Source organism: Paraburkholderia saeva, assembly GCF_907164555.1.
Lineage (GTDB): Bacteria > Pseudomonadota > Gammaproteobacteria > Burkholderiales > Burkholderiaceae > Paraburkholderia > Paraburkholderia saeva.
On sequence record NZ_CAJQZC010000005.1, the window covers coordinates 17,876 to 41,235 of the forward strand.

Below are 23,360 nucleotides of genomic sequence, written 5' to 3' on the forward strand. Positions count from 1 at the left end.
GTCCGGCAAGCTGCTGGACAGCAGAACATCGCAGGAAAGGCTCAATGAGAATAAACAGGAAGATCGCGATCCTCGCCATGACGACGTCGCTCGTTGGCCTGGCGCATGCCGAGGATCTGCCGACGTTCAAGCTCGAAATGAACGACGGCACGCTGAATCCGGCGCGCATCGAAGTGCCGGCGGGCAAACGGATCAAGATCGAAGTGCACAACGTGGGTAAGGGTGCGGCCGAATTCGAAAGCGTGCAGTTGCGCAAGGAAAAGGTGCTCGCGCCGGGCGCCGATTCATTCGTCGTGATCGCGCCGCTGTCGCCGGGCGAATACAGGTTTTTTGACGATTTTCACCAGCAGGCGCAAGGCGTCATCGTCGCGAAGTAAACATGCATCAATGCGGGGTTGCGGTGGCGGGGCAGTAGCCTTCCTCAGCATTCGCACATGAGCGGGAGAATTTCGATGGGTCAGGTGTTGTTCATCGTATGGCGGGAAAGTGTCGAGGCGCTGCTGGTCGTCGGCATCCTGTATGCATGGTTGAAGAACGGTGATGAAAACGCGCAGCGCGGACTGCCGTACCTGTGGGCGGGCGTCGCGGCGGGCCTGCTCGCGGCGGTGGCGCTCGGTGCGGCCCTCGTCGGCTTCACAGAGGTGCTGTCCGGCGACGCGCAGGATTATTTCCAGACGGCGATGGTGCTGGTTGCGTGCGTGCTGATCGTGCAGATGGTGCTGTGGATGAAGCAGCATGGCCGCACGCTCAAGCGCGACATGGAAAAGTCGCTGCAAAAAAGTACGCAGGATGCGAACTGGTGGGGCGTCGCGGTGCTGGTCGCGCTGGCTATCGCGCGTGAAGGCAGCGAGACGGTCATTTTTCTTTATGGCCTCGGATTCGGTCAGTCGGGTCATGTCGATGCGAGCCAGTATCTGGCTGTCGCGATTGGCCTCGGGCTGGCGTTCCTCACGTTCTATCTGCTTCAGCTTGGCGGCAAGATCTTCTCGTGGCGGCTCTTTTTCCGCGTCACGGAAATCATGCTGCTGTTTCTCGGCGCGGGCCTTTTTCAGACTGGCGTCGACAAGCTGATCGACAAGGAAATCCTGCCGACGCTCGTCGATCAGGTGTGGAACACGTCCGCAATACTCGACGATTCGGGTACGTTCGGCTCGCTCGTCGCGACGCTCACCGGCTATCGTGCCCATCCGGCGTTGATGAACCTCGTGGCCTACGCGGTTTACTGGGCTGTCGTCTGGCTGCTGGTGCGCCGCGCGAATCGGGGGCCGGCGCAACGCACGGCAGGACGCGCGGCATGAGCAGTCTTGCACCCGGCCGCACTGGCTGGCTTGCGCAGGCAGGCCAGTGGATGCAGCGCCATGGCGCCGCCATCCGCGGCATCCAGTGGGTTGTCGTTGCGGTCTATGCGTTCCTGATTCTGGTGCCGGCTGTGATGCCGCTGCCCGACGACACGGCGCATCTGTGGACCAACCTGACGCTTGCCGCGCAGTTCGTGTTCTGGGGCATCTGGTGGCCGTTCGTGCTGCTCTCGATGGTGATGCTCGGTCGCGTATGGTGCGGCGTGTTGTGCCCTGAAGGCGCACTTGCCGAATTCGCCAGCAAATATGGACGCGGCCGGGCCATTCCGCGCTGGATGCGATGGGGCGGCTGGCCGTTCGTCGCGTTCGGGATCACGACGATCTACGGGCAGATGGTCAGCGTCTACCAGTATCCGAAGGCCGTGCTGCTGGTGCTCGGTGGCTCGACGTTCGCGGCCATGATTATCGGGTTGCTCTACGGGCGCGAAAAACGCGTCTGGTGCAAATATCTCTGCCCCGTCAACGGGGTTTTCGCACTTCTGGCGCGGCTCGCGCCGTTCCATTTCAAGGTCGACGAAGACGCGTGGCGCCGTTCGTACAAGGAAGGCGAGCATGGTCATCGCGTGATTCCGATCAACTGCGCGCCGCTTTTGCCGTTGCGCAACATGAAGGGCGCGGCGGCGTGCCATATGTGCGGCCGTTGCAGCGGTCACCGCGACGCGATCGCGCTGACGTGGCGCTCGCCCTCAACCGAAGTCGTCCAGCTCGGCGACAAGCAGGCGAACGCATGGGACACCGCGCTGATCCTGTACGGTCTGCTCGGCATCGCCATCGGCGCATTCCACTGGACAGGCTCGCCGTGGTTCATCGACCTGAAGATGTTTTTCGCGACATGGCTCGTCGATCACGACATCACGTGGCCGCTCGAAACCAACGCGCCGTGGTTCCTCTTCACGCACTACCCGGAACAGAACGACGTATTCTCGTGGCTCGACGGGTCGATGATCATCGGCTATATCGTGGCCACGGGCGTTGCTTACGGCACCGCGCTGCTGGCGCTGCTGATGGTCGGCACGCGCATGCTTGGCCGCTTCAGCTGGGTGTGCCTGCATCACTTCGCGCAAGGGCTGATTCCGATCGCGGGCACCGGCGTGTTCCTCGGACTGTCGGCCACCACGCTGTCGCTGCTGCGCGCGGAACACGTGCCGCTGTGGTGGGCGTCGGATGTACGGATCGGGATTCTCGTCATCGCCAATGTGTGGAGTGCGTGGCTCGCGTGGCTCGTCACGCGCCGCTATAGCACGCAGCTTTTCCAGCGTGGCCTTGCGATGGTATGGTTCATGGCCGCGTTAGCGGTCGTCGACAGTGCGTGGTGGCTGATGTTCTGGGGCTGGACGCGCTGACGGCATTTACAGTCCAGAACGAGGTCCGACCGTGAGAACCAAACCCGCATTAACCGACGAAGACGTCAGGAAAATGGCCGCCGCCGCCGAAGCGCACGCGGCAGCCAATCAATGGAACGTGACCGTCGCGATTTTCGACGACGGCGGTCATCTGCTTTACCTGCATCGCGGCGATAACACCGCGCCCAGTACAGTCGAGATGGCAATGGGCAAGGGCCGTACCTCGGTGCTCGGCCGGCGCGAAACGAAGATCTACGAAGAGATCATCAAACAGGGGCGCACGGCGTTCCTGAGCGCGCCGCTCGTCGCGATGGTGGAAGGCGGCGTGCCGATCGTGGTCGATGGCGAAGTGGTGGGCTCGATCGGCGTCTCGGGCGTGAAGTCGGAACAGGACGCGGCGATCGCCCGTGCGGGTATCGCCGCGCTCGGACTGGCCGGTTGATTCGCGTTTTCGTGGCGTCCGCCGCGCCAGATCGATAGAGACGTACACAGCGAAAGCACGTTCGCAGCAGCAAAAGAAAAAGCCGTGTGGATGATTTCATCCACACGGCTTTTGCATTTCAATCAGTCGCGATGCACGCGAGTGGCGCATGCGCACTGCAGTGAGAACCAAAAAAGCGGCCTGGCTGGCTGCGACGGCTGGCTTGGTGTCTGCACGAAGGGGTCTAGATCTCACGTGCAAGCCGTCGATGGCTGGCTACTGCCCAACACCTCCCGGAGAGGTGGTCCCCACAATACCTGGTACGTACTGAGTCCTGCTGGCTGCTTACTTCGTCAGGATCAGCTTGCCGAGCCGCGTGGCCCGAAGCTGATACGTCTCGCCGTTATGCGTGATGCTGACGTGGCTGCGCCCTTGCAACAGCGAATCGCTCGTGACGCTACGTTCGACTGACTCCGCCCGGCTCTGGTCAGGGCCTTCCGTGCGGCTACGGTTCCGGCTGCCGTCGAGGTCGCGCGCCGGCATGGCGGGCTTCGGACGGCTGGTCAGCGCGGCGTTCGGCGAGCGGCGCAGGCTGAGTGTGGAAGAGCGCGTGAAGTCTGTCATTCGTGGCATCGGCTGGTTGATTCGATGGATGAATTCTAAATGATAACAATTCCCATTTACAAGGTTGCGTAATTCATCGCATTGCAATTCCGATAGGCAAGGCTGCCAGTGGATTCGAGGAGTCGGGAAGGAGGCGAAGCGTGGGGTGGAGCGACGGTCGCATCGAGCCGTCGCAAAGGCACGCGAGAGGGAATCAGTGCAGTTGGCCCGGCGCCTGGCCGTCGCCCTGCACGTACTGACGAATGAGACGAACCGTGTCGATGTCCGACTCGCGATACGCCGATTTCACGATCTCACTGGTGGTGCGCTCGTCTTCGGTATCGGCGCTCGGCAATGTGGTTTCGTATTTGAAGCGCAGAAACAGTTGCAGGTCGTCCGGCGCCTCGATCGACATCGTGAGCGATCCGCCGACATACGACTCCGTCGCGAGAATGTCGTAACGCACGCTCTCGCCTGCCATGAGTGTCACCCGATCGCGCACGATGGCCTGGCCATAGTGCAGTTCGCGCTCGAGCGTGCTGTCCGTACGCGAAAGGATCGTGCAACTGTCGAGACCCAGTACGAAGAGCTGCGGCTGCTCCGCGCGCAGCACGAGTCCTTCCCACAACTGCTCGCGGGTCATGGTTTCAACGAAGGGGTTCAACGGATCGTTGATCTGGATCAGATGTTCGAAATTCAAGACGACTGCTTCCTCTTAAGACGCTGCATGACCGGCATCAACAGACGATGCCAGTTGTGCATCGGTATCAGGCCGCGGTGAGCCCGGTGCGCACCGAGATCGGACGCGTCAGGATCTTGTGCACCGGGCACGCATTGGCGATTTGCAAGAGCCGTTCCCGCTGCTCGTCCGAGAGCTCGCCTTCGAGCGTGACCTTGCGGTCGATCGTCGTGCCTTCGTCGCCGGTTTCGATCGACAGCGTGACGCGTACATCCGCAAGCGGCCAGCCCTTGCGCTGGGCGTACATCTTCAGGGTAATCGACGTGCACGCGCCGAGGCTCGACAGCAGTATCGAAACAGGCCCCGGACCGCGATCGCCGCCGCCGAGTGATTCAGGTTCGTCGGCGATCCATGTATGCGCGCCGTCGTCCAGCAAAACCAGGAAATTCGTCGAACCAATGTGGGCGGTGACTGCGGGCTCTACCATGCGATCTCCTGCGGGACAGCGGTGGACGCCGCGCGGGACACGCCGCGCGGCAAGAGCCGTTATTGTGAACGAATTTGTGAAGATTCGGGTCGCGCACCTGCACGCGATACTGAAGCGCCATCGCAGCGAACGAAGCGAGACGCCCAGAAGGGCGCGCAGGACTGCCACGTGCGCTGATCAATGCGTGATCTGTCCCATCCGGCCAGCCTGGTAATCGATGACGGCCTGACGGATTTCGTCCTCGGTGTTCATGACAAACGGGCCGTAACGCACGACAGGTTCGTTGAGCGGCACGCCGCCCAGCAGCAGGACGTCGAGCGGTTCATCGCCAGTTGCGAGCGTCACGGTGTCGCCTTCGTCGCCGAACACGACCATCGTGCGCGCATCGACCTCGCGACGATCTTCGCCGTACCGGCCATTGCCCGACAGCCCGTACGCGAACACGCGGAAATCGCGCGGCACCGGATGCACGATGCTCGCGCCTGGTTGCAGCGTGAAATGCTGATACAGGATCGGCGTGCGCGTCTCGATCGGCGCCTTCACGCCGAGCGCCTCGCCGGCGATCACCTTCACGCGCACCTTGCCATCCGCCGAAGTCGCGACCGGAATGTCCGCCGATGGCATTTCCTGGTAACGCGGCGCGATCATCTTGTCACGGCGTGGCAGGTTCACCCACACCTGCAGGCCGTGCACGCGGCCACCCGTGGCGACGAACGACGGATCGGGCATCTCGCTGTGCACGACGCCCGCGCCGGCTGTCATCCATTGCACGTCGCCCTGGCGTAGCGTGCCCGAATGGCCGGCGGAGTCCTTGTGACCGAATTCACCTTCGAGTACGTACGTGACCGTTTCGAAGCCGCGATGCGGATGATCCGGCGCGCCTTTCGCCTCGCCGGGCGCGTAGTCGACCGGACCCATCTCGTCGAGCAGCAGGAACGGATCGAAATCCATCAGCATGCGCGTCGGAAACGGTCGATGGACGATGAAGCCGCCACCCTCGGTCGTGCGAAGCGCGGGATACGTGCGTTCGATCGTGCGTGTCGTGCTCATCAAAGTCACCTCGGAAAATGGGGAATAGCATCATTTTTAGAACATAGCGCTATTATAGGGACGCATTTTCGCGGTGCCAGCCGCCGTCTCGCAATGGATTGTTCTATGAGTGGAACGATGAAATGAAGATCGACTCGCATAACCTGAACGACCTGATGTATTTCTCGCAGGTGGTCGAGCACGGTGGATTTTCGGCGGCGGAGCGCGTGCTCGGCATTTCGAAATCGCGCCTGTCGCGTCGTCTGACCGAACTCGAGGCATCGCTCGGCGTGCGTTTGTTGCAGCGTTCCACGCGCAAGCTCGCGCTGACGGAGGCGGGCCAGCTCTTCTACCAGCACTGTCAGGCGATGCTTTCCGAAGCGCAGGCGGCGGTCAACGTCGTCCAGCAGTTGCGTTCGTCGCCACGCGGCACGGTTCGCGTGAGCGTCCCGGTGACGATTTCGCAGACGATCCTCTCCGAAATCATGCCGGAGTTCATGCATCGGTATCCGGAAGTGCGCGTCGTGATGCGGGTCACGAATCGCGTCATCGATCTGTACGAAGATTCGATCGACGTTGCACTGCGCGTGCGCTCCGAGCCGCCGCAAAGCGCCAATATCGTGGTGCGGCCGCTATGGCGCACGCAGCAGATGCTCGTCGGCGCGCCGAGCCTTTTGAACCAGAATGCGCCGCCGCTGGAACCGGCCGACCTCGCGCGCTTTGAAACGCTCGATACGCCTTCCACGGATGGGCGGCACGTCTTCACCCTGATCGCGCCCGATGGCACGCGTCATCTGCACGAACACGAGCCGCGTCTGGTGAGCGCCGACCTGATGATGGTGCTTGAAGCGGTCATGGCGGGTGTCGGTATCGCTGCGTTGCCGGAGATGATGTACGGCGCAGCGTTACGCTCGGGCAAACTTTCGCCAGTGATGCCCGGCTGGACATTGCCGACGCCGCAACTCTACGCCGTCTTCGTCTCGCGGCAGGGCATGGTGCCGGCCGTGCGCGCGTTCGTCGACTATCTGGTCGAGATGCTCGATGAGCAGAACGGCGCCTACGTCATGAAGGAATGTCCGGACAGCCGCCCGGAGATGCGCCCGCTGAAAGCAGCCGATGCGTCCAGAAGCGCCGACATCGCTTTTGGCATTTAAGCGCGGGCAGTGATCGGTACTTTCAATGGCCGTTTGCTTGAATGCGCGCGCTGACGGGCCTATAGTGAAATCCCTTCGCTAAGGAGTCTCTTATGCGAAAACTCATGGCCGCTATCATAGCGAGCCTGATAGGGCTGAGCGCGCTGTCCGTGTCGACCACGGCTGTCGCATGCGGTGACTCCGGCTACTCTCATGGCAAGTGATCCCGCCGCCCGAAGGCGCCGAGTGCGCACAAAAAAAGGCCTTCATCTGACGATGAAGGCCTTTTACTTTGTCCGTTGCGTTTAGCCTGAAAAAACAGGGGTTTTCTGCGCCCGGACCGCGCAACGAAGCGGCGTTTTACTTCTTCGGTTCCGTGACGAAACCAATCTTCGTCAGACCACCGGCCTGCGCCGCGGACATGACTTCGGCGACCTTCTCGTATGCAACCTTGCGGTCCGCATTCAGGTGAAGTTCGGGCTGCGGCGTGACCTGCGCGGCGGCTGCAATCTTCGCCTGCAGCGCGTCACCTGTCACCGGCACGTCGTCCCACAGAACGGTGCCGTCAGCCTGTACGTTGACGGTGACCTGCGCAGGCTTCGTCTCTTCTTTCTGGCTGCTCGCATGCGGCAGGTCGATCTTCACCGCGTGGCGAATCACCGGAATCGTGACCATGAAAACGATCAGGAGAACCAGCATGACGTCGACGAGCGGCGTCATGTTGATCTCATTCATCAGACCATCGTCATCGTCGCCGGCAAAGGGGCTCATTGCCATGGGATCGCCTCGCTCAGTGGGTGCGCGCGGCGAGACGCAGGCCGTCGCCACGCTTGCTCGACGACAGGCGCGCGCCCGTCACGAAGAATGCGTGCAGACCATGGGCGAAACGGCTCAGCTTGCTCACGACGGCCTTGTTCGCGCGCGTCAGTGCGTTGTAGCCAAGCACTGCCGGAATCGCGACGAAAAGGCCAAACGCCGTCATGATCAGCGCTTCACCGACCGGACCCGCCACCTGGTCGATCGACGACTGACCCGCCGCGCCGATCGCCAGCAGGGCGTGATAGATGCCCCACACCGTGCCGAAGAGGCCCACGAACGGCGCCGTGCTGCCGATCGAGGCGAGAATCGCAAGGCCGCTCTGCATGCGGGCGACGCTTTCGTCCATCGTGTCTTTCAGGCAGCGCGTGACCCAGTCGGACACATCCATGCGGTCGTGCAGATGCGGTTGCGTCTGATGATGGTGATCGGCGGCTTCCTGGCCCGACAGCGCGAGCGCGAGGAACGGATTGTCCTGCGGCGTCGACGCGTGCGCGCCAAGCTTCTTCACGCCGTCAGCGAGATCGTCCGAATGCCAGAATGCCTGTTCGGCGTTCTTCGTCAGACGGTTCAGACGCATCACGTTCCAGCTCTTGATGACGATGACCGTCCACGACAGCACCGACATGATGACCAGCGTGAGCGCGATGCCGCGCGTCACAAAGTCCCCTTGCGCCCATACGTGGGCGATGCCGTAGTTTTCCATTGCAATTCCTTTTTTTAAAATCTGGATCAGTCAATCAGTCAGGCTGAATGCGAAAGGCTGGGTATAGGTCGCGCGGATCGCCTCGCCGTTCTCGATGTACGGCTTGCACGAACTGCTGCGCATCGCTGCGAGCGCGGCATCGTCGAGGCGGCCGAAACCGCTGCTCTTCTTCAGCTCGATGTTTTCGATCTTGCCAGTCAACCCCACGACGAACTTGACCATCGCCGTGCCGGTTTCGTTGTGTCGTTTCGACAGCACCGGGTAATCGGGCTGCGCGATGCTGCAATCGAGATGCGCGACGTTCTTCGGCGCGGACAGCGCCATGGTCGGCTTGCCGATCGCGGGCGCAGCCGCTTCAGCCGGTGCGGGCGCGGGCGCGGGCGTTGCAGGCGCAGGCGGTGCCGGCGGCGCGGGCTCCGGCGTGGAAATTTCGTGCTGCGACGGTGCGGCGGCTTCCGGCAGGGGCGTGGGTGTCGGTTTCGCGACCGGGCGCGGCTGGATCTTCGGCTTGACCTGCGGCACGGGTGGCGTGGGTTTGGGCGGCGTCGGTGTCGACTGGATCGCGGCCGGTGCGGCGACGGGCGCCGGGCTCAGCAGTTCCGCGGTGATCGTGCGCGATTCGAGGGCGCGCGGCACCGGTTCGTCGCGGGCGATCAGGACTGCCACCAGCAGCGCAACGTGCAGTGCGGCGACGACAGCGGTTGCCGTAACGACACGGCGATTGAAGCGAGTGGGCTGTGCCAGCGAAATGCCGTGTGGGGCGTTATACGAAGGCTGCATGTTATGGGAGCCAGACGGCATCGGACGTGCCGCCGATGCAATACTGCGGGCGAAACAGCGTCATTTTCGGAAGATCAGCAAGGAGATGCACAGGGTAGTCAGAAAACCGATCAGCAATTCCATCTCGAACTCCTGTTACAGGGTGAGCGGTAGCTGGCTGGTGTCGTGACTGGCTTGCTGACGGCGGGTGGATCGAAACAACGACGACGGCAGGACGCGTCGCGGCCAGAGCCGCACGCGCGCCCGCGGTATCAGGCAGCCTTGCGTTCGTAGAACGTCAGCGGCACCGGTTGCGCATGATGCTCGACGCCGCAGCGGCTCACGCAGACGCCGCTTTGCGCCATGACGTCACGCACGGTTTCTTCGCATTTACCGCAACAACTCGCAACGCCCAGTTCGAACTGGAGTTCATCGAACGAATCGATGCCTTCCGCAATGGAGGCGCGGATCTTCCGGTCGGAAACAGACTTGCATACGCATACGATCATGGTGTGGTGCGATAGCTAACGTTAATGCGAATTATTATCATTATGTTTGGGGCGTTTGGCAAGCGTCATATCCGGATTTTTGTAACAAAACCAGCCTGTTAGGAGGGTTTCCTGCTGGCGTGGGAGGACGGGGAAGCGACGAAATAGCCTTCCGGACTGCCAGAAGGCCATCTGACGGCCCGCAAGGGCTCAGACGGCCTGTGGATCAGGCGCGGCGGTGCGACGCGACGGGATGTGCACGCGCTCGACCGGCGCGGCGAGATCGAGGAGCGTTTCGGCGAGTTGCTGCAGGTGTGTGCCGTCGCTGGTCGAGAAAAAACGGGGCGCGAGCGCAGGCCCGGTGCCGCTGGCGGTGCGCAGACCCTGCTGGTCGAGCACGCGCTCGAGCTGGCGCGCGATGGCGACGCTCGTATCGATCAGCGTCAGCCGGTCGCCGACGATGTCGCGAATCGCGGCGTCGAGGAAAGGGTAGTGCGTGCAGCCGAGCACCAGCGTGTCGGCGCCCGCGTCGAGCATCGGTTGCAGATAATTTTGCAGCAGTGCGCGCAGTTCGGCCGACCCGACGTCGCAGCGTTCGACCGCCTGCACGAGCCCGTGACCCGGCTGACACAGAAAACGGCAGTCGGCGGCGTAGCGTTGCAGCAGGTCCTGGAAACGGGCGCTGCGCAGCGTCACCTGCGTGGCGAGCACGCCCGCGACGCGCGTCTTCGACTGCAGCGCGGCCGGCTTCACACCGGGTTCGACGCCAATGAGCGGAATCGGGAGCCGCTCGCGCACGAGCGCGATCGACTGCGCGGTGGCCGTGTTGCACGCGACGACCAGCACCTTCGCGCCCTGCTCGACGAGCCACTGTCCGATGGCGAGCGTGCGGTCGGCGATGAAATCGTCATCGCGTTCGCCGTACGGCGCATACAGCGAATCGGCGACATAGACGATCGATTCTCCCGGCAATTGCGCACGCACGGCACGCAGCACGGAAAGACCGCCAAGCCCTGAATCGAAGATACCAACCGGCGCGTGCGCCGAAGACACCTTCGGTATCGAAGGGGCAGCGGAGGCAGTTTCAGTATGTGGACCGGATGTCGTGCCGTCGAATGCCGCAGCGGCGGTCATGCGCGAAGAAGCGTCCTGCGATGCGGTCATATGCGAACGGGGAGGCGGGCAGAGAGACGGATTGTAAAGTGAACGTTGCCGTTCGCGGGGCACTGGTGGGTGCCCCGCGAACGGCAATTGCGCCACTTTATCAGGATCAGGACTCGACCGATCCCATTCCGGATTGCTGGTAGTTCTGGATGCCGACCTTGTCAATGAGATCGATTTGCGTTTCCAGCCAGTCGATGTGTTCTTCCGTGTCGTCGAGAATCGTCGTGAAGATTTCACGCGAGATGAAATCGCGAACTGATTCGCAATACACAATAGCTTCCTTGCACGTGGTCTGCGAGATCTGCTCGAGTTTCAGATCGCATTCGAGAATCTCTTTCGTTTCCTCGCCGATCAGCAACTTGTGCAGGTCCTGAAGGTTCGGCAGGCCGTCGAGCATGAAAATACGTTCGATCAGCAGATCGGCGTGTTTCATTTCGCCGATCGATTCGTCGTATTCATGCTTGCCGAGCTTGTCGAGACCCCAGTGCTTGTACATCCGCGCGTGCAAAAAGTACTGGTTGATCGCAGTCAGCTCGTTCTTCAGTTGCGAGTTCAGATATTCAATGACCTTCTTGTCGCCTTGCATGATTTTTTCCTTGTGGGGCTCGGGGATTCTGATTCTTTGAACAATAAACGCCATGACCGGAAAAGCCAAGGTCGCCCATAATCGCAACGCTTCTTTCAAGGCCTGATTTGCGTTTCATCGAAAAAAAAGCCGGAGCGCGAGGCCCCGGCCTTCATTGATAGCGCGTGAGCTCAGACCGTGGCGACAGGGATCTTGCCGATCTTTGCCTGCCATTCCTTCGGACCAGTCTGGTGCACGGACGTACCCGACGAATCGACCGCCACCGTCACCGGCATGTCCTGCACGTCGAACTCGTAGATGGCTTCCATGCCGAGGTCCTCGAATGCGAGGACCTTCGCGCTGCGAATCGCCTTCGAAACGAGATACGCCGCACCGCCCACGGCCATCAGATACGCTGCCTTGTGCTTCCTGATGGCCTCGATGGCAACCGGGCCGCGTTCCGCCTTGCCGATCATCGAAATGAGACCTGTCTGCGACAGCATCGTCTCGGTGAACTTGTCCATGCGGGTCGCCGTTGTCGGTCCTGCCGGACCCACAGCTTCATCGCGCACCGGATCGACCGGGCCGACGTAATAGATCACGCGGTTCGTGAAATCGACCGGCAGCTTTTCGCCCTTTGCGAGCATGTCGGCAATGCGCTTGTGGGCCGCGTCGCGCCCCGTCAACATCTTGCCCGACAGCAGCAGCGTCTGGCCCGGCTTCCACGATGCGACTTCAGCCGGCGTGAGCGTGTTCAGGTCGACGCGCTGGCTCTTTTCGGTGTCCGGTTCCCACTGCACTTTCGGCCACGCGTCGAGCGACGGCGCTTCGAGCTTTGCCACGCCCGAGCCGTCGAGCGTGAAGTGCGCGTGACGCGTTGCAGCGCAGTTCGGGATGATCGCGACCGGCTTCGATGCAGCGTGCGTGGGTGCCGCCATGATCTTCACGTCGAGCACGGTCGCGAGACCGCCCAGACCCTGCGCGCCGATGCCGAGCGCGTTGACCTTCTCGTGCAGCTCGATACGCAGTTCTTCGATCCAGTCTTTCGGGCCGCGCGCGATGATGTCCTGGATGTCGATCGGATCCATCAGCGATTCCTTCGCCATCACCATCGCCTTTTCAGCGGTGCCGCCGATGCCGATGCCGAGCATGCCCGGCGGGCACCAGCCTGCGCCCATCGTCGGCACGGTCTTGAGAATCCAGTCGACGATCGAATCCGACGGGTTCAGCATCGCGAACTTCGACTTGTTTTCCGAGCCGCCGCCTTTCGCCGCGACCTGCACGTCGACCTTGTCGCCCGGCACGATCTCGTAGTGGATCACGGCCGGCGTGTTGTCCTTCGTGTTCTTGCGCGCGCCTTCGGGCGGGCTCACGATCGATGCGCGCAGCACGTTGTCCGGGTTCAGATAACCGCGGCGCACGCCTTCGTTGATCATGTCGGTGACGCCCATCGTCGCACCGTCCCAACGCACGTCCATGCCGACCTTCACGAACACCGTCACGATGCCGGTGTCCTGGCAGATCGGGCGCTTGCCTTCGGCGCACATACGGCTGTTGGTCAGGATCTGCGCGATCGCGTCCTTCGCGGCCGGGCTCTCTTCGAGTTCATACGCGCGGCCGAGGGCCTCTATGTAGTCGAGAGGATGGTAGTAGCTGATGTACTGAAGCGAATCAGCGATGCTCTGGATGAGGTCTTCCTGTTTGATGACGGTCATGGCTAGCTCAGTGGGGACAAGGGGCGCTTTTATCGACGCGAATCGCACGGGCAGGTGCGAATCGCGATCACTCCGGCTGCGCCTTTAATGGAGAAAGCGGTTGTTGTGCATGCGGCTCGTGAAAGTGCTGCGGATGCGTGTGCGTCGTGAGACGGTCGACGGCTGCCATCACGAGCGCGGATACAAGGAACGCGACGTGGATGATCACCTGCCACATGATCGTATGCGTCGAGTTCTGGTCGGGGCTGATGAAAGTCTTCAGCAGATGGATCGATGAGATGCTGATGAGCGCCATCGAAAGCTTCACTTTCAGCACGCCGGCATTCACGTGGTCGAGCCATTCCGGTTCATCCGGATGGCCTTCGACACCCAGCCGCGACACGAACGTTTCATATCCGCCGACGATCACCATGATCAGCAGGTTCGAGATCATCACGACGTCGATCAGGCCGAGCACGACGAGCATGATGCTGGTTTCGTCGAGCGACAGCGCTGCCGTTACGAGATGCCAGACTTCCTTCAGGAACAGCACGACGTAGACCGCCTGCGCGACGATCAGGCCGAGATAGAGCGGCACCTGCAGCCAGCGGCTCATGAAGATGACGGCGGGCAGCGCGCGCATACGGCGGCGTGGCGTGAGGGCGGAATGATGGCGCGGTGCGGACATGGGCGATGGCAATGGCTGGGGCAGATGGACGCATCAGACAGCGGGAACACGGGCCGGCGCGCGCGTAATGCAGGCGCTGCGCCCGCATTGGCGGGTCTGCTTGCGTGTGCAACAGCGGATGCAACCGCTCGCGGTCCCGCGCGGCCGTGTCAGGCGCGCTATTGTACAGCGTCCTCCCGGTTTACCCGGACGAGGCGGGCAGTCACGACGCGACGGGTGGTACCCGCTTCACCTTCAGGCTCGCGAGCGCGATACCCACCACGACGCACGCCAGCGCGAAACCGTGTGCGAGCGTGGGCCGCTCGCCGAGAAACACGATCCCCCAGCCCGCAGCCGCCACGGGCAGCACGGCGCTGAATACGCCGGCAAGCGAGCCGGGCACGTGACGAATGCCTTTCATCCATAACCAGAACGAGAAGATGCTGGCGGAGAGTCCGTACCAGAGCACGAGCCACCAGACGCCGGCGGGCACGCCCGCGTAATCGAAATGCACGAGCGCGGTGAGGCCGAACGGCAACATCAGCAGCAAGCCGAACAGATGCGTGTACGCGCAGATATCGATGGGCGCGAGCGTCTGCGTCAGGCGGCGCGAGAGAATCACGTAGAGCGACTCGCAGCACACCGCGCCGAGCACCATCAGGTTGCCGGCGAGCGAGCCTTCGGTTGCCGTGTCGGCCGCCTGATCGGCGTGCGCGAGATTGATCGCCACGACGCCAATGATTGCGAGCGCAATGGAAGCGAGCGCGCGGCCATCAGGGCGCTCCTTCAGAAAGAGCCATGAAAAGAGCGCGACGACAGCGGGAATCGTGCTCGTGATCACGCCCGCCGCGACGGCGCTCGTGCGGTGCACGCCGTTCAGCATCAGCAGCGTGAAGCCAAAGGTGCCGAAGAGTGCCTGCAGAAACAGGTTGAGCCATTCGCCCCGTTTCACGCGCCGCAGTTTCGATACCCGCAGTAGTGGCCACAATACCGCCATCGCGATGACGAAGCGCAACAGCGCGAAGAGCGGAACGGGCACGAACGCGACAATCGATTTGCCGATGCCGACGTTGCTGCCGACAAGCAGCATCGAAACGATGAGAAGCAGGGAATAGCGGTTCAAGCTGGAATCCGGAAAGCGTGGGTCTGACGTGTAGCGCGAAGGACCATGGCCGGTGCGAGGCAAGGTATTCGCAAGCACAAGGCCTGGCCGGTCCTGGGTCGCGGCGTAGTTTAACGGACCGGCCGGTCGGGCGCATGTGCGCGTGCTGCGTTGTCAGTCGATGCGGGCGTACCAGGTTGAACCCTGGTGCACCGCAGTGTCCAATTACCTGTTCAATCCCGCAAAGCCACGCCAGCAGCGGCCGCTTCAGTTAACATTGAAATCTCTGCGCGGATACAGGTGTGTCTGCCACGGCGGTCTTCGCCTCGACGTAAGTGCCCGGTAAGTTGCGGCCTTTATCGTGACAGTCAAATGAAGCAGGTGGCCGGTCATGAATCACGGCACAACAGCATGATGCGGTGCGACACGGGTGAAGAACATGGCGCACTGGCAGGAGACAAGGTGGTACGCGGCCACGCACGCACGTGCATTTCGGGCGCGTTCGCACGGATTTTCGGATTTCATCTTCACGAAGGGGTAGTCGATGTCTGCGATTGAATCGGTTCTTCAGGAACGCCGTGTCTTTCCGCCATCCGCCGACATGTCGGCGCAGGCTTCCGTAGCCGGCATGGACGCGTACCGCGCGCTCGCCGCTGAAGCGGAGCGCGATTACGAAGGCTTCTGGGCACGTCTCGCGCGCGAAACGCTCAGCTGGAAGAAGCCCTTCACGAAGGTGCTCGATGAATCGAAGGCGCCGTTCTATACATGGTTCGAGGACGGTGAACTGAACGCGTCGTACAACAGTCTCGACCGTCACGTCGAAGCCGGCAACGGCGGGCGCGTCGCGGTGATCTTCGAAGCCGACGACGGCACCGTCACCAATGTCACGTATCAGGACCTGCTGCAGCGCGTCTCGCGCTTCGCCAACGCGCTGAAAAAGCGCGGTGTGAAGAAGGGCGACCGCGTCGTCATCTACATGCCGATGTCGGTCGAAGGTATCGTCGCGATGCAGGCCTGCGCGCGTATCGGCGCGACGCATTCGGTCGTGTTCGGCGGGTTTTCGTCGAAGTCGCTGAACGAGCGGCTCGTCGACGTGGGCGCGGTCGCGCTCGTCACGTCCGATGAACAGATGCGCGGCGGCAAGGCACTGCCGCTCAAGAACATCGCCGACGAAGCGCTTGCGATGGGCGGCTGCGAAGCGGTCAAGAGTGTGATCGTCTACAAGCGGACGGGCGGCAAGGTTGCGTGGACCGAAGGGCGCGACCTGTGGATGCACGAACTCACGCAGGCCGAGTCTGACCAGTGCACGCCGGAATGGGTGGGCGCGGAACATCCGCTCTTTATCCTCTATACGTCCGGTTCGACGGGCAAGCCAAAGGGCGTGCAGCACAGCACCGGCGGCTATCTGCTGTGGGCCGCGCAGACCATGAAGTGGACGTTCGACTGGAAGCCCACCGACGTGTTCTGGTGTACCGCCGACATCGGCTGGATTACCGGTCACAGCTACATCGCCTACGGGCCGCTCTCGCTGGGCGGCACGCAGGTCGTGTTCGAAGGCGTGCCGACGTATCCGAACGCCGGGCGCTTCTGGGACATGATCGGCAAGCACAAGGTCAGCATCTTCTATACGGCGCCCACGGCGATCCGCTCGCTGATCAAGGCTTCCGAAGCCGACGCGAAAGTGCATCCGAAGAGCTATGACCTCTCGTCGCTGCGCATCATCGGCACGGTGGGCGAGCCGATCAATCCGGAAGCATGGATGTGGTATCACGAGAACGTCGGCGGCAAGCGTTGCCCGATCGTCGATACGTGGTGGCAAACCGAAACTGGCGGTCACATGATCACGCCGCTGCCGGGCGCGACGCCGCTCGTGCCGGGTTCCTGCACGTTGCCGCTGCCGGGCATCATGGCTGCGGTCGTCGACGAAACCGGTCAGGACGTGCCGAACGGGCAGGGCGGGATTCTCGTCGTGAAGCGCCCGTGGCCCGCGATGCTGCGTAACGTGTGGGGCGATCCGGACCGCTACAGGAAGAGCTATTTCCCCGAGGAACTCGGCGGCAGGCTTTATCTTGCGGGCGACGGCGCGGTGCGCGACAAGGACACCACGTACTTCACGATCATGGGCCGTATTGACGACGTGCTTAACGTGTCGGGCCACCGTCTCGGCACGATGGAGATCGAATCGGCGCTGGTTGCGAATCCGCTCGTCGCCGAAGCGGCCGTGGTGGGGCGCCCTGACGATACGACGGGCGAGGCCGTGTGCGCGTTCGTGGTGCTCAAGCGCGCGCGACCGGAAGGCGAGGAAGCGGTGAAGCTCGCGAACGAACTGCGTGCCTGGGTCGGCAAGGAGATCGGTCCGATCGCGAAGCCGAAGGACATCCGCTTCGGCGAGAACCTGCCGAAGACGCGCTCCGGCAAGATCATGCGCCGTCTGCTGCGCTCGCTTGCGAAGGGCGAGGCGATCACGCAGGACGTGTCGACGCTGGAGAATCCGGCGATTCTCGACCAGCTCGGCGAATCGCTTTAAGCGTAATGTGTTCGCGACCGGCAGCGCGAGGTGCCGCCGCTCCACGCCACAACGTGTGTTGAATAAAGCCACTGCGATGACAATCCTTATTGCCTGAGCAGTGGCTTTTTGATACACAGGCGCATGGCTGCGCCAAACCACACCGCTCAACAGAACATCAATCCACTGCCCGAACCACCGCCGGTTTCGGAAGCGATGGCGCGCGCGCATCGGCGTTACTGGCGTTTCAACCTCTTGCTGATCGCGGCGCTCATGACGATCGGCTTCTTCGTTTCGTTCGTCGTGCCGCTGGCCTCGGGCCGTTTAGCCAGCATACGTTTCGCCGGCTTCAGTCTGCCGTTCTATATGGGTGCGCAGGGCGCGATTCTGATCTATCTCGTGCTGATCGGCGTGTATATCCTGCTGATGCAGCGCGCCGATCGCGCGTTGCAACGCGCACGCGAAGCCGACGCCGTGAGCCGGAACCCTTGAGCCGATGAAGCTGACCCATCGACTCATCCGTTCATACGCGCTCTATACGCTGGGCTTTCTCTTTTTCATCTACGTGCTGTGGCGCGTCGAACGCGCGACCGGCGCCGGCACGTGGATCGGCTACGTGTTCCTGTTCGTGCCGATTGCCGTCTATGCCGCAATCGGGCTGCTTTCGCGAACGTCCGATCTCGTCGAGTACTACGTTGCGGGGCGGCGCGTGCCGTCTGTGTTCAACGGCATGGCGACGGCTGCGGACTGGCTGTCGGCGGCGTCGTTCATTGGCCTTGCCGGCTCGCTTTACGCGACCGGTTACGACGGGCTTGCCTACATGATGGGATGGACGGGCGGCTACTGCCTCGTCGCATTCCTGCTTGCGCCGTATGTGCGCAAGCTCGCGCGCTACACGATTCCCGACTTTCTCGGCACGCGCTTTTCGAGCAATGCCGTGCGCGGAATCGCCGCGCTCTCCGCGATCCTGTGTTCGTTCGTCTATCTCGTCGCGCAGATCCAGGGCGTCGGGTTGATTGCGACGCGTTTTATCGGCGTCGATTTCGCCATCGGGATTTTCTGCGGACTGGCGGGCATTCTCGTGTGTTCGTTTCTCGGCGGCATGCGCGCGGTGACGTGGACGCAGGTGGCGCAGTACATCATCCTGATCATCGCGATCCTGATTCCGGTTTCGATGATCGCGCACAAGGACGGGCTCGGCTGGGTGCCGCAATTCAGTTACGGCCGGTTGATGGCGCGGGTCGAGACGCTCGAGCAGCAGGTGCGCGATGCGCCTCCCGAACAGCGGGTGCGCGACAACTTCCGGCGGCGCGCTGCCGCGATGCAGGCGCGGCTCGATGCGCTGCCTCAATCGTTCGTCGAAGAGAAGAGCCGGCTGACACAGGAAATCGCCGATCTGCGCCGGCATAACGGCCCGCTGCGCGATATCAACGAGCGCGAGCGGGCGCTCGCGGCGTTTCCGCGTGACGCCGTCGCCGCGCACAGCGTGTGGACGCAACAGCGCGACGAGATGCTGCTGCGCGCATCGGCGCCGGTGCCGATGTCCGAAGCGTTTCCCGCTGCCAGCGACGAGGAACGCAATCTTCATCGACGCAATTTTCTTTCGCTTCTGCTGTGTCTTTCGCTGGGGACGGCGAGCCTGCCGCATATTCTGACGCGCTATAACACGACGACATCGGTGGCGTCGGCGCGCCGGTCGGTGGGGTGGACGCTGTTCTTTGTCGCATTGTTCTATCTGACGGTGCCGGTGCTGGCGGTGCTGATCAAGTACGAGATCCTGACGAGTCTTGTCGGAGAGCGCTTTTCGGATCTGCCGCAATGGGTGATGCAGTGGCGGCGGATCGAGCCATATCTGATTGGCATTTCAGACATGAACGGCGACGGCATTGTGCGCTGGAGCGAGATCCAGATGCAGCCCGACATGGTCGTGCTCGCGGCGCCGGAAATCGCGGGGTTGCCGTATGTGATGTCGGGGCTGATCGCAGCGGGGGCGCTGGCGGCGGCGCTGTCGACAGCGGACGGTCTGCTGCTGACGATCGCGAACGCGCTATCGCACGATGTCTACTATCACATGGTCGATCCATCGGCATCGAGCCAGCGGCGGGTGACCATCTCGAAGATCCTGTTGCTCGGCGTCGCGCTGTTTGCTTCTTACGTGGCTTCGCTGAATACGGGGAATATCCTGTTTCTGGTGGGGGCCGCGTTTTCGATCGCGGCTTCGAGTCTCTTTCCGGTGCTGGTGCTTGGCGTGTTCTGGAAGCGCACGACGCGTCGTGGCGCGGTCGCGGGGATGGTGGCGGGGCTTGCGGTCTGCATCTACTACATCGTGTCGACGTATCCGTTTTTCACGCAGCTGACGGGTTTCTCGGGCGCGCGCTGGTTGGGCATCGAGCCGATCAGTTCGGGCGTGTTCGGCGTGCCGGCGGGGTTTCTGGTGGCGATTGCCGTGAGTCTCGTGGATCGCAGGCCGGACGCTTACACGCGGGCGCTGGTCGACTATATCCGGCATCCCTGAGGCTTGCGGGCGGGGTGGTTTCGCGGGCGTTTTAGAGGCCAGGAAAGAGGAGGTGGCGGCCGCCCCAGAGTTTGCTATAATCTGCCTCCCGCCGGAGAGATGGATGAGCGGTTTAAGTCGCACGCCTGGAAAGCGTGTATAGGTTAATAACCTATCCGGGGTTCGAATCCCCGTCTCTCCGCCAAGAATATCCCGCAAAGCCTTTGTTTATAAGGCTCCGAGTTTTCCACAAAAATGACAGGGTGGCTGGAAGTGGCCTGAGATGGCTACGAAATGCCACGGAACCTGCCAGCTTTTTCGTCCAATCCCCCGAACAGTAAAACAGCCTTGTCGCCAGCATCTGGCGCGCTGTCTTTCATCCATCGGCCGTAGCGTTGCTCGAGCATCTTCAGGCTTGTGTGCCCCATCTGTGAGGCAACCCACATGGGCGGTTCGCCGGCGCTGAGCATCATCGACGCGTACGTGTGCCGCGTCTGATATGGCCGGCGATATCGAACCTTCGCCTTGTGGATCAGCCTGTTCCACGCAACTCTGATCGCCTGGTCGTTGTGCCATGGTTTGCTCGTCCGGGGATTCATGAAGACAGTGTCATTCAAAAGGAAGGTGTGCGGCTTCTGGTCAACTAGCGCCTGCATCGCCGGGCCCAGCAGCTTGATTACCCGCGTGCTGCCGCGCGTTTTCGTGGACTCGTCGACCTTCGCTGCGCGTGCTGCACGAGTGGTCGCGCGCGAGATTCGCGCCTCATTGCGGGTCCAGTCGATGTCCGTCCATTTGAAGCCGATCAGCTCGGACGTACGCAGTCCAGCCCAGAAAGCGAACTGGAACAGATTCCGGTCCTGCGGCTGGTCGGCCGCGCCGAGAATGGCGCGCTGCTCTTCCGCGGTGAACGGATCGACGTCGTCGTCCGGCTTCAGCGCTTCCTTGCGTTGATACGTCCAACCTGACAGCACGTTGGCCTCGAGCAGCTCGTCCTGCACGGCTTCTGCGAGCGCCGCGCGCGCGACGGAAAGCACGTTGGTCATGCGCTTGTTGCTGAATTCCTGCTTGGCGCACCATTCGCGGAACTGCGCACGCTTCAGATCGGGCAAGGTGGTCGCGCCGAACTGCGGCTTCAGGTGCGTTTCGATGACACTCTCATACCCCTCGACGGTGCTGGCCTTGAGCACCTTGCGTTGGCGCTCGATCCAGCCGTCCAGAAAGTCACTGAAGAGCGTTCCGTCGCCGGCGCGCTGCATGAACTTGCTGGCGTTCTTCGAGTTGGGAAAGGAGACGCGGTAGTCGAATGTGCCGTTCGCGATCGCGTTGCGCACAGAGCCGAGGAAGTTCTCGACGCGCTTCAGATTGGCGGCCGTGGGCTCAAGCTTGATGCGCTCGCGGCAGCGCTGGCCTTTGTAAGAGAAGGTGACTTCGATCGTGCTGCCGCTGATCGGACGCACCCCCGTGCCGTTTCGACCCATTCTTCGTATCCTTGGAGGTCAATTAAAATGCGGCCGTCGGGCGCCTTGATCCAGACGGAACCCTCCAGCCAGACGCCGTCCCGCCGCTTGGATTTGACGGCTTCTTCCGTGTATCCAGACAACTCGCAAAACTTCAGGACGGTAATAAAGCGTAGCATGCTCGCCTCTCAGGCCTGACTGGGATCAACCCGCCATGCGCGGGCCGTCGTCTCAATGATTCGTTGTGCTGTTTCGGTCACGCCGCACTCCGATACTCGCCGAAGAGCGCAGCGTCCTGCCAGTGGCGGAACGCCGGCCGTGCCATTTCTTCACGCAGCCGCTTCTCCCGCTCGCGGTCGGCAATCTTCGCGCGCTCGCTGTGGACCAGCTGTTTCTGCGTCAGTGGTTTCGGCTTCTTCGCATCTGTGCCGCGCCCGATCACCCATATCGCCATCGGGCAATTCTTCGGACCTCGATCGTAGGCCTTGATATGCACCTCATGACTCTCGCGAAGCTGCGCCATTGAGATGGAGACGGTCGAAATGACGAACCCAAGCTCGTCACAGATCTGGCGCATGGTGCGCGGCTTGCGATCGCGGAGGAGAGCGTAAATTTTGTCGGTGGCATTGATCATGGCTTCTCCTGGCTGGATTGAAGGGCGGCGTCGATGGCGATGTCCAACAGGTCGAGGCTGGGACAGTAGGTGCCCAAGTGGACTCTCGTATTCGATCCGGTCACGACGAACATGTCTGCGTCGTTCCAGTGCTGCTCACGCAGCCACCGATACCGCTCCGCGTCCCGCTGCAACTCTTCGAGCGCGTCTGCTGCTTCGTATAGCATTTCAAAATCTTCAGGGCCAAATCGGTGCGTGCTGCGAAGCCTCGCCACCAGATCACTGATAGGGGTTGTCATTGCTGCTCCCGCATTTCTTCAAGGAATCGATCGACCGTCGCGCAAAGCGATACGCCGTCACGGACCGATCGAACAACGAAACCATTGACGAGGATGTCAGTCAGCTGCTCCGGAGACGGTTGTTGAATCCATCCTCGTGCGTATGCGCTGCGTGCCCACATCGGCCAGCCAAGACGTTCCATTCGGCCTTGCAATAGAGGGAGGCCAGCCGACGCGGCGCGACGCCCCATTGCCTCGAAAGCACGTTTTCCTGTGATAGCTTTGGCTCTGCGGAATAACGTGTGTAATTCATGATTCTCCATTACAATTAAAATTCGGAATAACGTGTGGAAAGGGGGAAATGTGTTCACCAGCAAATTTCGAGAAATGAGCGAAGTGCGTCTGCCGAGGTTTTCGGGAATACGCATCATGATGATGCCGCTGATAATCGGCGACCTCGACAGCGTTCCAGACCGCTTGGAGCACTGGAACGCCGCTCTGCACAGTCTCTTCGACATAAGTACGCACCACGGGCAAGTCGGCTACTTGACGATAGATGAAAAGCATGTTCTGCCAAAATCCACGCACCGCAGGGCAGGACTGCACGTCGATGGCGTATTTCAAGGGCAGTCCGGTGGCTGGGGAGGCGGCGGGTGGGGAAGTGTCGGCAATGGCATGCTTACCGTCTCCTCTCACGTTGGATGCCGGGCGTGGAATCAGAGTTTTGATGGGTTGCCAGGCAATGACGGGGAATGCGACCATCTGGCTGCTCAGTGCAGCCCAGACACGGAGACGCTGTTTAAAGCAAATACGGTGTACTGGGTCGACGGATTGTGCGTGCACGAGTCGATTCCAATGCACTCGCCGACGAAGAGGCAGTTCGTTCGGCTGTCCATGCCGTCGAATGCGCCATGGTTTGACGGATACACGGTCAATGAAAAAGGGATTGCGCCAACCGGCCGAATCCTCCCGCGCCGACAATTCATGGACGAGTAAGC

Annotated in this window: 26 protein-coding genes and 1 tRNA gene; 10 read left to right on the forward strand and 17 right to left on the reverse strand. The window is 61.8% G+C overall.

The features are described 5' to 3' along the window. The first annotated feature begins 44 nt into the window (after positions 1-44). From LPA36_RS14320 to LPA36_RS14335, 4 genes are all read left to right on the forward strand, one after another. Positions 45-377, forward strand: coding sequence for a cupredoxin domain-containing protein (locus LPA36_RS14320; RefSeq protein WP_228877586.1), 333 nt, complete (start codon positions 45-47; stop codon positions 375-377). Between the two features lie 75 nt (positions 378-452). Next, entirely contained in the window at positions 453-1,298 is an 846-nt protein-coding gene (locus LPA36_RS14325) for an FTR1 family iron permease (RefSeq protein WP_228878825.1), read from the forward strand. Further along, a complete protein-coding gene (locus LPA36_RS14330; protein WP_228877589.1) occupies positions 1,295-2,701 on the forward strand; it encodes a 4Fe-4S binding protein in 1,407 nt (468 codons plus the stop codon). Before LPA36_RS14325 ends, LPA36_RS14330 begins: the two co-directional genes overlap by 4 nt. Positions 2,702-2,732: 31 nt before the next feature. Continuing rightward, positions 2,733-3,143, forward strand: a complete 411-nt coding sequence (locus LPA36_RS14335) for a GlcG/HbpS family heme-binding protein (protein ID WP_228877591.1) — start codon at positions 2,733-2,735, stop codon at positions 3,141-3,143. A gap of 324 nt (positions 3,144-3,467) precedes the next feature. Here the strand turns inward: LPA36_RS14335 and hemP are convergent, their stop codons facing one another. From hemP to LPA36_RS14355, 4 genes are all read right to left on the reverse strand, one after another. Further along, the gene (gene hemP, locus LPA36_RS14340) at positions 3,468-3,746 is read right to left on the reverse strand and encodes a hemin uptake protein HemP (RefSeq protein ID WP_228877593.1); all 279 of its coding nucleotides are present in this window, start codon (positions 3,744-3,746) and stop codon (positions 3,468-3,470) included. Positions 3,747-3,939: 193 nt separating this feature from the next. Next, positions 3,940-4,425, reverse strand: coding sequence for an SRPBCC family protein (locus LPA36_RS14345; RefSeq protein WP_228877595.1), 486 nt, complete (start codon positions 4,423-4,425; stop codon positions 3,940-3,942). Between the two features lie 67 nt (positions 4,426-4,492). Then, positions 4,493-4,891, reverse strand: coding sequence for an OsmC family protein (locus tag LPA36_RS14350; protein WP_228877598.1), 399 nt, complete (start codon positions 4,889-4,891; stop codon positions 4,493-4,495). 177 nt (positions 4,892-5,068) lie between these two features. Next, the gene (locus LPA36_RS14355) at positions 5,069-5,941 is read right to left on the reverse strand and encodes a pirin family protein (RefSeq protein ID WP_228877600.1); all 873 of its coding nucleotides are present in this window, start codon (positions 5,939-5,941) and stop codon (positions 5,069-5,071) included. 122 nt (positions 5,942-6,063) lie between these two features. Between LPA36_RS14355 and LPA36_RS14360 the strand changes: the two genes are divergently transcribed. Then, positions 6,064-7,074, forward strand: a complete 1,011-nt coding sequence (locus LPA36_RS14360) for a LysR family transcriptional regulator (protein WP_228877602.1) — start codon at positions 6,064-6,066, stop codon at positions 7,072-7,074. 339 nt (positions 7,075-7,413) lie between these two features. Here LPA36_RS14360 and LPA36_RS14365 read toward each other — a convergent pair whose 3' ends face one another. From LPA36_RS14365 to LPA36_RS14405, 9 genes are all read right to left on the reverse strand, one after another. Next, positions 7,414-7,830, reverse strand: a complete 417-nt coding sequence (locus LPA36_RS14365; RefSeq protein ID WP_228877603.1) for an ExbD/TolR family protein — start codon at positions 7,828-7,830, stop codon at positions 7,414-7,416. Positions 7,831-7,843: 13 nt separating this feature from the next. Beyond that, positions 7,844-8,575, reverse strand: a complete 732-nt coding sequence (locus LPA36_RS14370) for a MotA/TolQ/ExbB proton channel family protein (protein ID WP_228877604.1) — start codon at positions 8,573-8,575, stop codon at positions 7,844-7,846. Positions 8,576-8,605: 30 nt separating this feature from the next. Further along, the gene (locus tag LPA36_RS14375) at positions 8,606-9,355 is read right to left on the reverse strand and encodes an energy transducer TonB (RefSeq protein WP_228877605.1); all 750 of its coding nucleotides are present in this window, start codon (positions 9,353-9,355) and stop codon (positions 8,606-8,608) included. 251 nt (positions 9,356-9,606) lie between these two features. After that, complete coding sequence (locus LPA36_RS14380) at positions 9,607-9,843, reverse strand: (2Fe-2S)-binding protein (RefSeq protein WP_228877607.1); 237 nt, start codon at positions 9,841-9,843, stop codon at positions 9,607-9,609. A gap of 189 nt (positions 9,844-10,032) precedes the next feature. Next, on the reverse strand, positions 10,033-10,875 hold the full coding sequence (gene murI / locus LPA36_RS14385; protein ID WP_407674283.1) for a glutamate racemase: 843 nt from the start codon (positions 10,873-10,875) through the stop codon (positions 10,033-10,035). Positions 10,876-11,092: 217 nt separating this feature from the next. Next, positions 11,093-11,572, reverse strand: a complete 480-nt coding sequence (gene bfr, locus LPA36_RS14390; protein ID WP_228877608.1) for a bacterioferritin — start codon at positions 11,570-11,572, stop codon at positions 11,093-11,095. A 170-nt stretch (positions 11,573-11,742) separates the two neighbouring features. Next, entirely contained in the window at positions 11,743-13,266 is a 1,524-nt protein-coding gene (locus LPA36_RS14395) for a fumarate hydratase (protein ID WP_228877609.1), read from the reverse strand. Between the two features lie 67 nt (positions 13,267-13,333). Beyond that, the gene (locus tag LPA36_RS14400) at positions 13,334-13,933 is read right to left on the reverse strand and encodes a TIGR00645 family protein (RefSeq protein ID WP_228877610.1); all 600 of its coding nucleotides are present in this window, start codon (positions 13,931-13,933) and stop codon (positions 13,334-13,336) included. A 202-nt stretch (positions 13,934-14,135) separates the two neighbouring features. Further along, positions 14,136-15,035, reverse strand: a complete 900-nt coding sequence (locus LPA36_RS14405; RefSeq protein WP_228877617.1) for a DMT family transporter — start codon at positions 15,033-15,035, stop codon at positions 14,136-14,138. Between the two features lie 523 nt (positions 15,036-15,558). Here LPA36_RS14405 and acs point away from each other — a divergent pair. The 4 genes from acs to LPA36_RS14425 all read left to right on the forward strand — a co-directional run bounded on the left by acs (position 15,559) and on the right by LPA36_RS14425 (position 20,219). Next, positions 15,559-17,541, forward strand: coding sequence for an acetate--CoA ligase (acs, locus tag LPA36_RS14410; protein ID WP_228877619.1), 1,983 nt, complete (start codon positions 15,559-15,561; stop codon positions 17,539-17,541). 123 nt (positions 17,542-17,664) lie between these two features. Beyond that, positions 17,665-18,012: a DUF4212 domain-containing protein gene (locus LPA36_RS14415; protein WP_228877620.1), complete on the forward strand. Its 348-nt coding sequence runs from the start codon at positions 17,665-17,667 to the stop codon at positions 18,010-18,012. A gap of 4 nt (positions 18,013-18,016) precedes the next feature. Continuing rightward, positions 18,017-20,035, forward strand: a complete 2,019-nt coding sequence (locus tag LPA36_RS14420) for a sodium:solute symporter family protein (protein ID WP_228877621.1) — start codon at positions 18,017-18,019, stop codon at positions 20,033-20,035. Positions 20,036-20,128: 93 nt separating this feature from the next. Next, positions 20,129-20,219: transfer RNA gene (locus tag LPA36_RS14425), tRNA-Ser, on the forward strand. Positions 20,220-20,301: 82 nt separating this feature from the next. Here the strand turns inward: LPA36_RS14425 and LPA36_RS14430 are convergent. The 4 genes from LPA36_RS14430 to LPA36_RS14445 all read right to left on the reverse strand — a co-directional run bounded on the left by LPA36_RS14430 (position 20,302) and on the right by LPA36_RS14445 (position 22,793). After that, positions 20,302-21,492 (reverse strand): site-specific integrase, encoded by a 1,191-nt coding sequence (locus LPA36_RS14430; RefSeq protein ID WP_228877622.1) that lies wholly within the window; start codon positions 21,490-21,492, stop codon positions 20,302-20,304. 235 nt (positions 21,493-21,727) lie between these two features. After that, positions 21,728-22,105: a hypothetical protein gene (locus LPA36_RS14435; protein WP_228877624.1), complete on the reverse strand. Its 378-nt coding sequence runs from the start codon at positions 22,103-22,105 to the stop codon at positions 21,728-21,730. Beyond that, a complete protein-coding gene (locus tag LPA36_RS14440) occupies positions 22,102-22,383 on the reverse strand; it encodes a hypothetical protein (protein ID WP_228877626.1) in 282 nt (93 codons plus the stop codon). Before LPA36_RS14440 ends, LPA36_RS14435 begins: the two co-directional genes overlap by 4 nt. Then, on the reverse strand, positions 22,380-22,793 hold the full coding sequence (locus LPA36_RS14445; RefSeq protein ID WP_228877628.1) for a hypothetical protein: 414 nt from the start codon (positions 22,791-22,793) through the stop codon (positions 22,380-22,382). The genes LPA36_RS14440 and LPA36_RS14445 overlap by 4 nt, the downstream gene beginning before the upstream one ends. Between LPA36_RS14445 and LPA36_RS14450 the strand changes: the two genes are divergently transcribed. After that, positions 22,792-23,358, forward strand: coding sequence for a hypothetical protein (locus tag LPA36_RS14450; protein WP_228877630.1), 567 nt, complete (start codon positions 22,792-22,794; stop codon positions 23,356-23,358). The genes LPA36_RS14445 and LPA36_RS14450 overlap by 2 nt on opposite strands. The last annotated feature ends 2 nt before the right edge of the window (positions 23,359-23,360 follow it).

Bases quoted from the DNA above. Each gene is read 5' to 3' on its own strand.
- LPA36_RS14320 (WP_228877586.1), top strand. From the start codon at position 45: ATGAGAATAAACAGGAAGATCGCGATCCTCGCCATGACGACGTCGCTC.
- LPA36_RS14325 (WP_228878825.1), top strand. From the start codon at position 453: ATGGGTCAGGTGTTGTTCATCGTATGGCGGGAAAGTGTCGAGGCGCTG.
- LPA36_RS14330 (WP_228877589.1), top strand. From the start codon at position 1,295: ATGAGCAGTCTTGCACCCGGCCGCACTGGCTGGCTTGCGCAGGCAGGC.
- hemP (WP_228877593.1), bottom strand. From the start codon at position 3,746: ATGACAGACTTCACGCGCTCTTCCACACTCAGCCTGCGCCGCTCGCCG.
- LPA36_RS14350 (WP_228877598.1), bottom strand. From the start codon at position 4,891: ATGGTAGAGCCCGCAGTCACCGCCCACATTGGTTCGACGAATTTCCTG.
- LPA36_RS14355 (WP_228877600.1), bottom strand. From the start codon at position 5,941: ATGAGCACGACACGCACGATCGAACGCACGTATCCCGCGCTTCGCACG.
- LPA36_RS14360 (WP_228877602.1), top strand. From the start codon at position 6,064: ATGAAGATCGACTCGCATAACCTGAACGACCTGATGTATTTCTCGCAG.
- LPA36_RS14365 (WP_228877603.1), bottom strand. From the start codon at position 7,830: ATGGCAATGAGCCCCTTTGCCGGCGACGATGACGATGGTCTGATGAAT.
- LPA36_RS14370 (WP_228877604.1), bottom strand. From the start codon at position 8,575: ATGGAAAACTACGGCATCGCCCACGTATGGGCGCAAGGGGACTTTGTG.
- LPA36_RS14375 (WP_228877605.1), bottom strand. From the start codon at position 9,355: ATGCAGCCTTCGTATAACGCCCCACACGGCATTTCGCTGGCACAGCCC.
- LPA36_RS14380 (WP_228877607.1), bottom strand. From the start codon at position 9,843: ATGATCGTATGCGTATGCAAGTCTGTTTCCGACCGGAAGATCCGCGCC.
- bfr (WP_228877608.1), bottom strand. From the start codon at position 11,572: ATGCAAGGCGACAAGAAGGTCATTGAATATCTGAACTCGCAACTGAAG.
- LPA36_RS14395 (WP_228877609.1), bottom strand. From the start codon at position 13,266: ATGACCGTCATCAAACAGGAAGACCTCATCCAGAGCATCGCTGATTCG.
- LPA36_RS14400 (WP_228877610.1), bottom strand. From the start codon at position 13,933: ATGTCCGCACCGCGCCATCATTCCGCCCTCACGCCACGCCGCCGTATG.
- acs (WP_228877619.1), top strand. From the start codon at position 15,559: ATGTCTGCGATTGAATCGGTTCTTCAGGAACGCCGTGTCTTTCCGCCA.
- LPA36_RS14415 (WP_228877620.1), top strand. From the start codon at position 17,665: ATGGCTGCGCCAAACCACACCGCTCAACAGAACATCAATCCACTGCCC.
- LPA36_RS14420 (WP_228877621.1), top strand. From the start codon at position 18,017: ATGAAGCTGACCCATCGACTCATCCGTTCATACGCGCTCTATACGCTG.
- LPA36_RS14430 (WP_228877622.1), bottom strand. From the start codon at position 21,492: ATGGGTCGAAACGGCACGGGGGTGCGTCCGATCAGCGGCAGCACGATC.
- LPA36_RS14435 (WP_228877624.1), bottom strand. From the start codon at position 22,105: ATGATCAATGCCACCGACAAAATTTACGCTCTCCTCCGCGATCGCAAG.
- LPA36_RS14440 (WP_228877626.1), bottom strand. From the start codon at position 22,383: ATGACAACCCCTATCAGTGATCTGGTGGCGAGGCTTCGCAGCACGCAC.
- LPA36_RS14450 (WP_228877630.1), top strand. From the start codon at position 22,792: ATGATGATGCCGCTGATAATCGGCGACCTCGACAGCGTTCCAGACCGC.
- LPA36_RS14445 (WP_228877628.1), bottom strand. From the start codon at position 22,793: ATGATGCGTATTCCCGAAAACCTCGGCAGACGCACTTCGCTCATTTCT.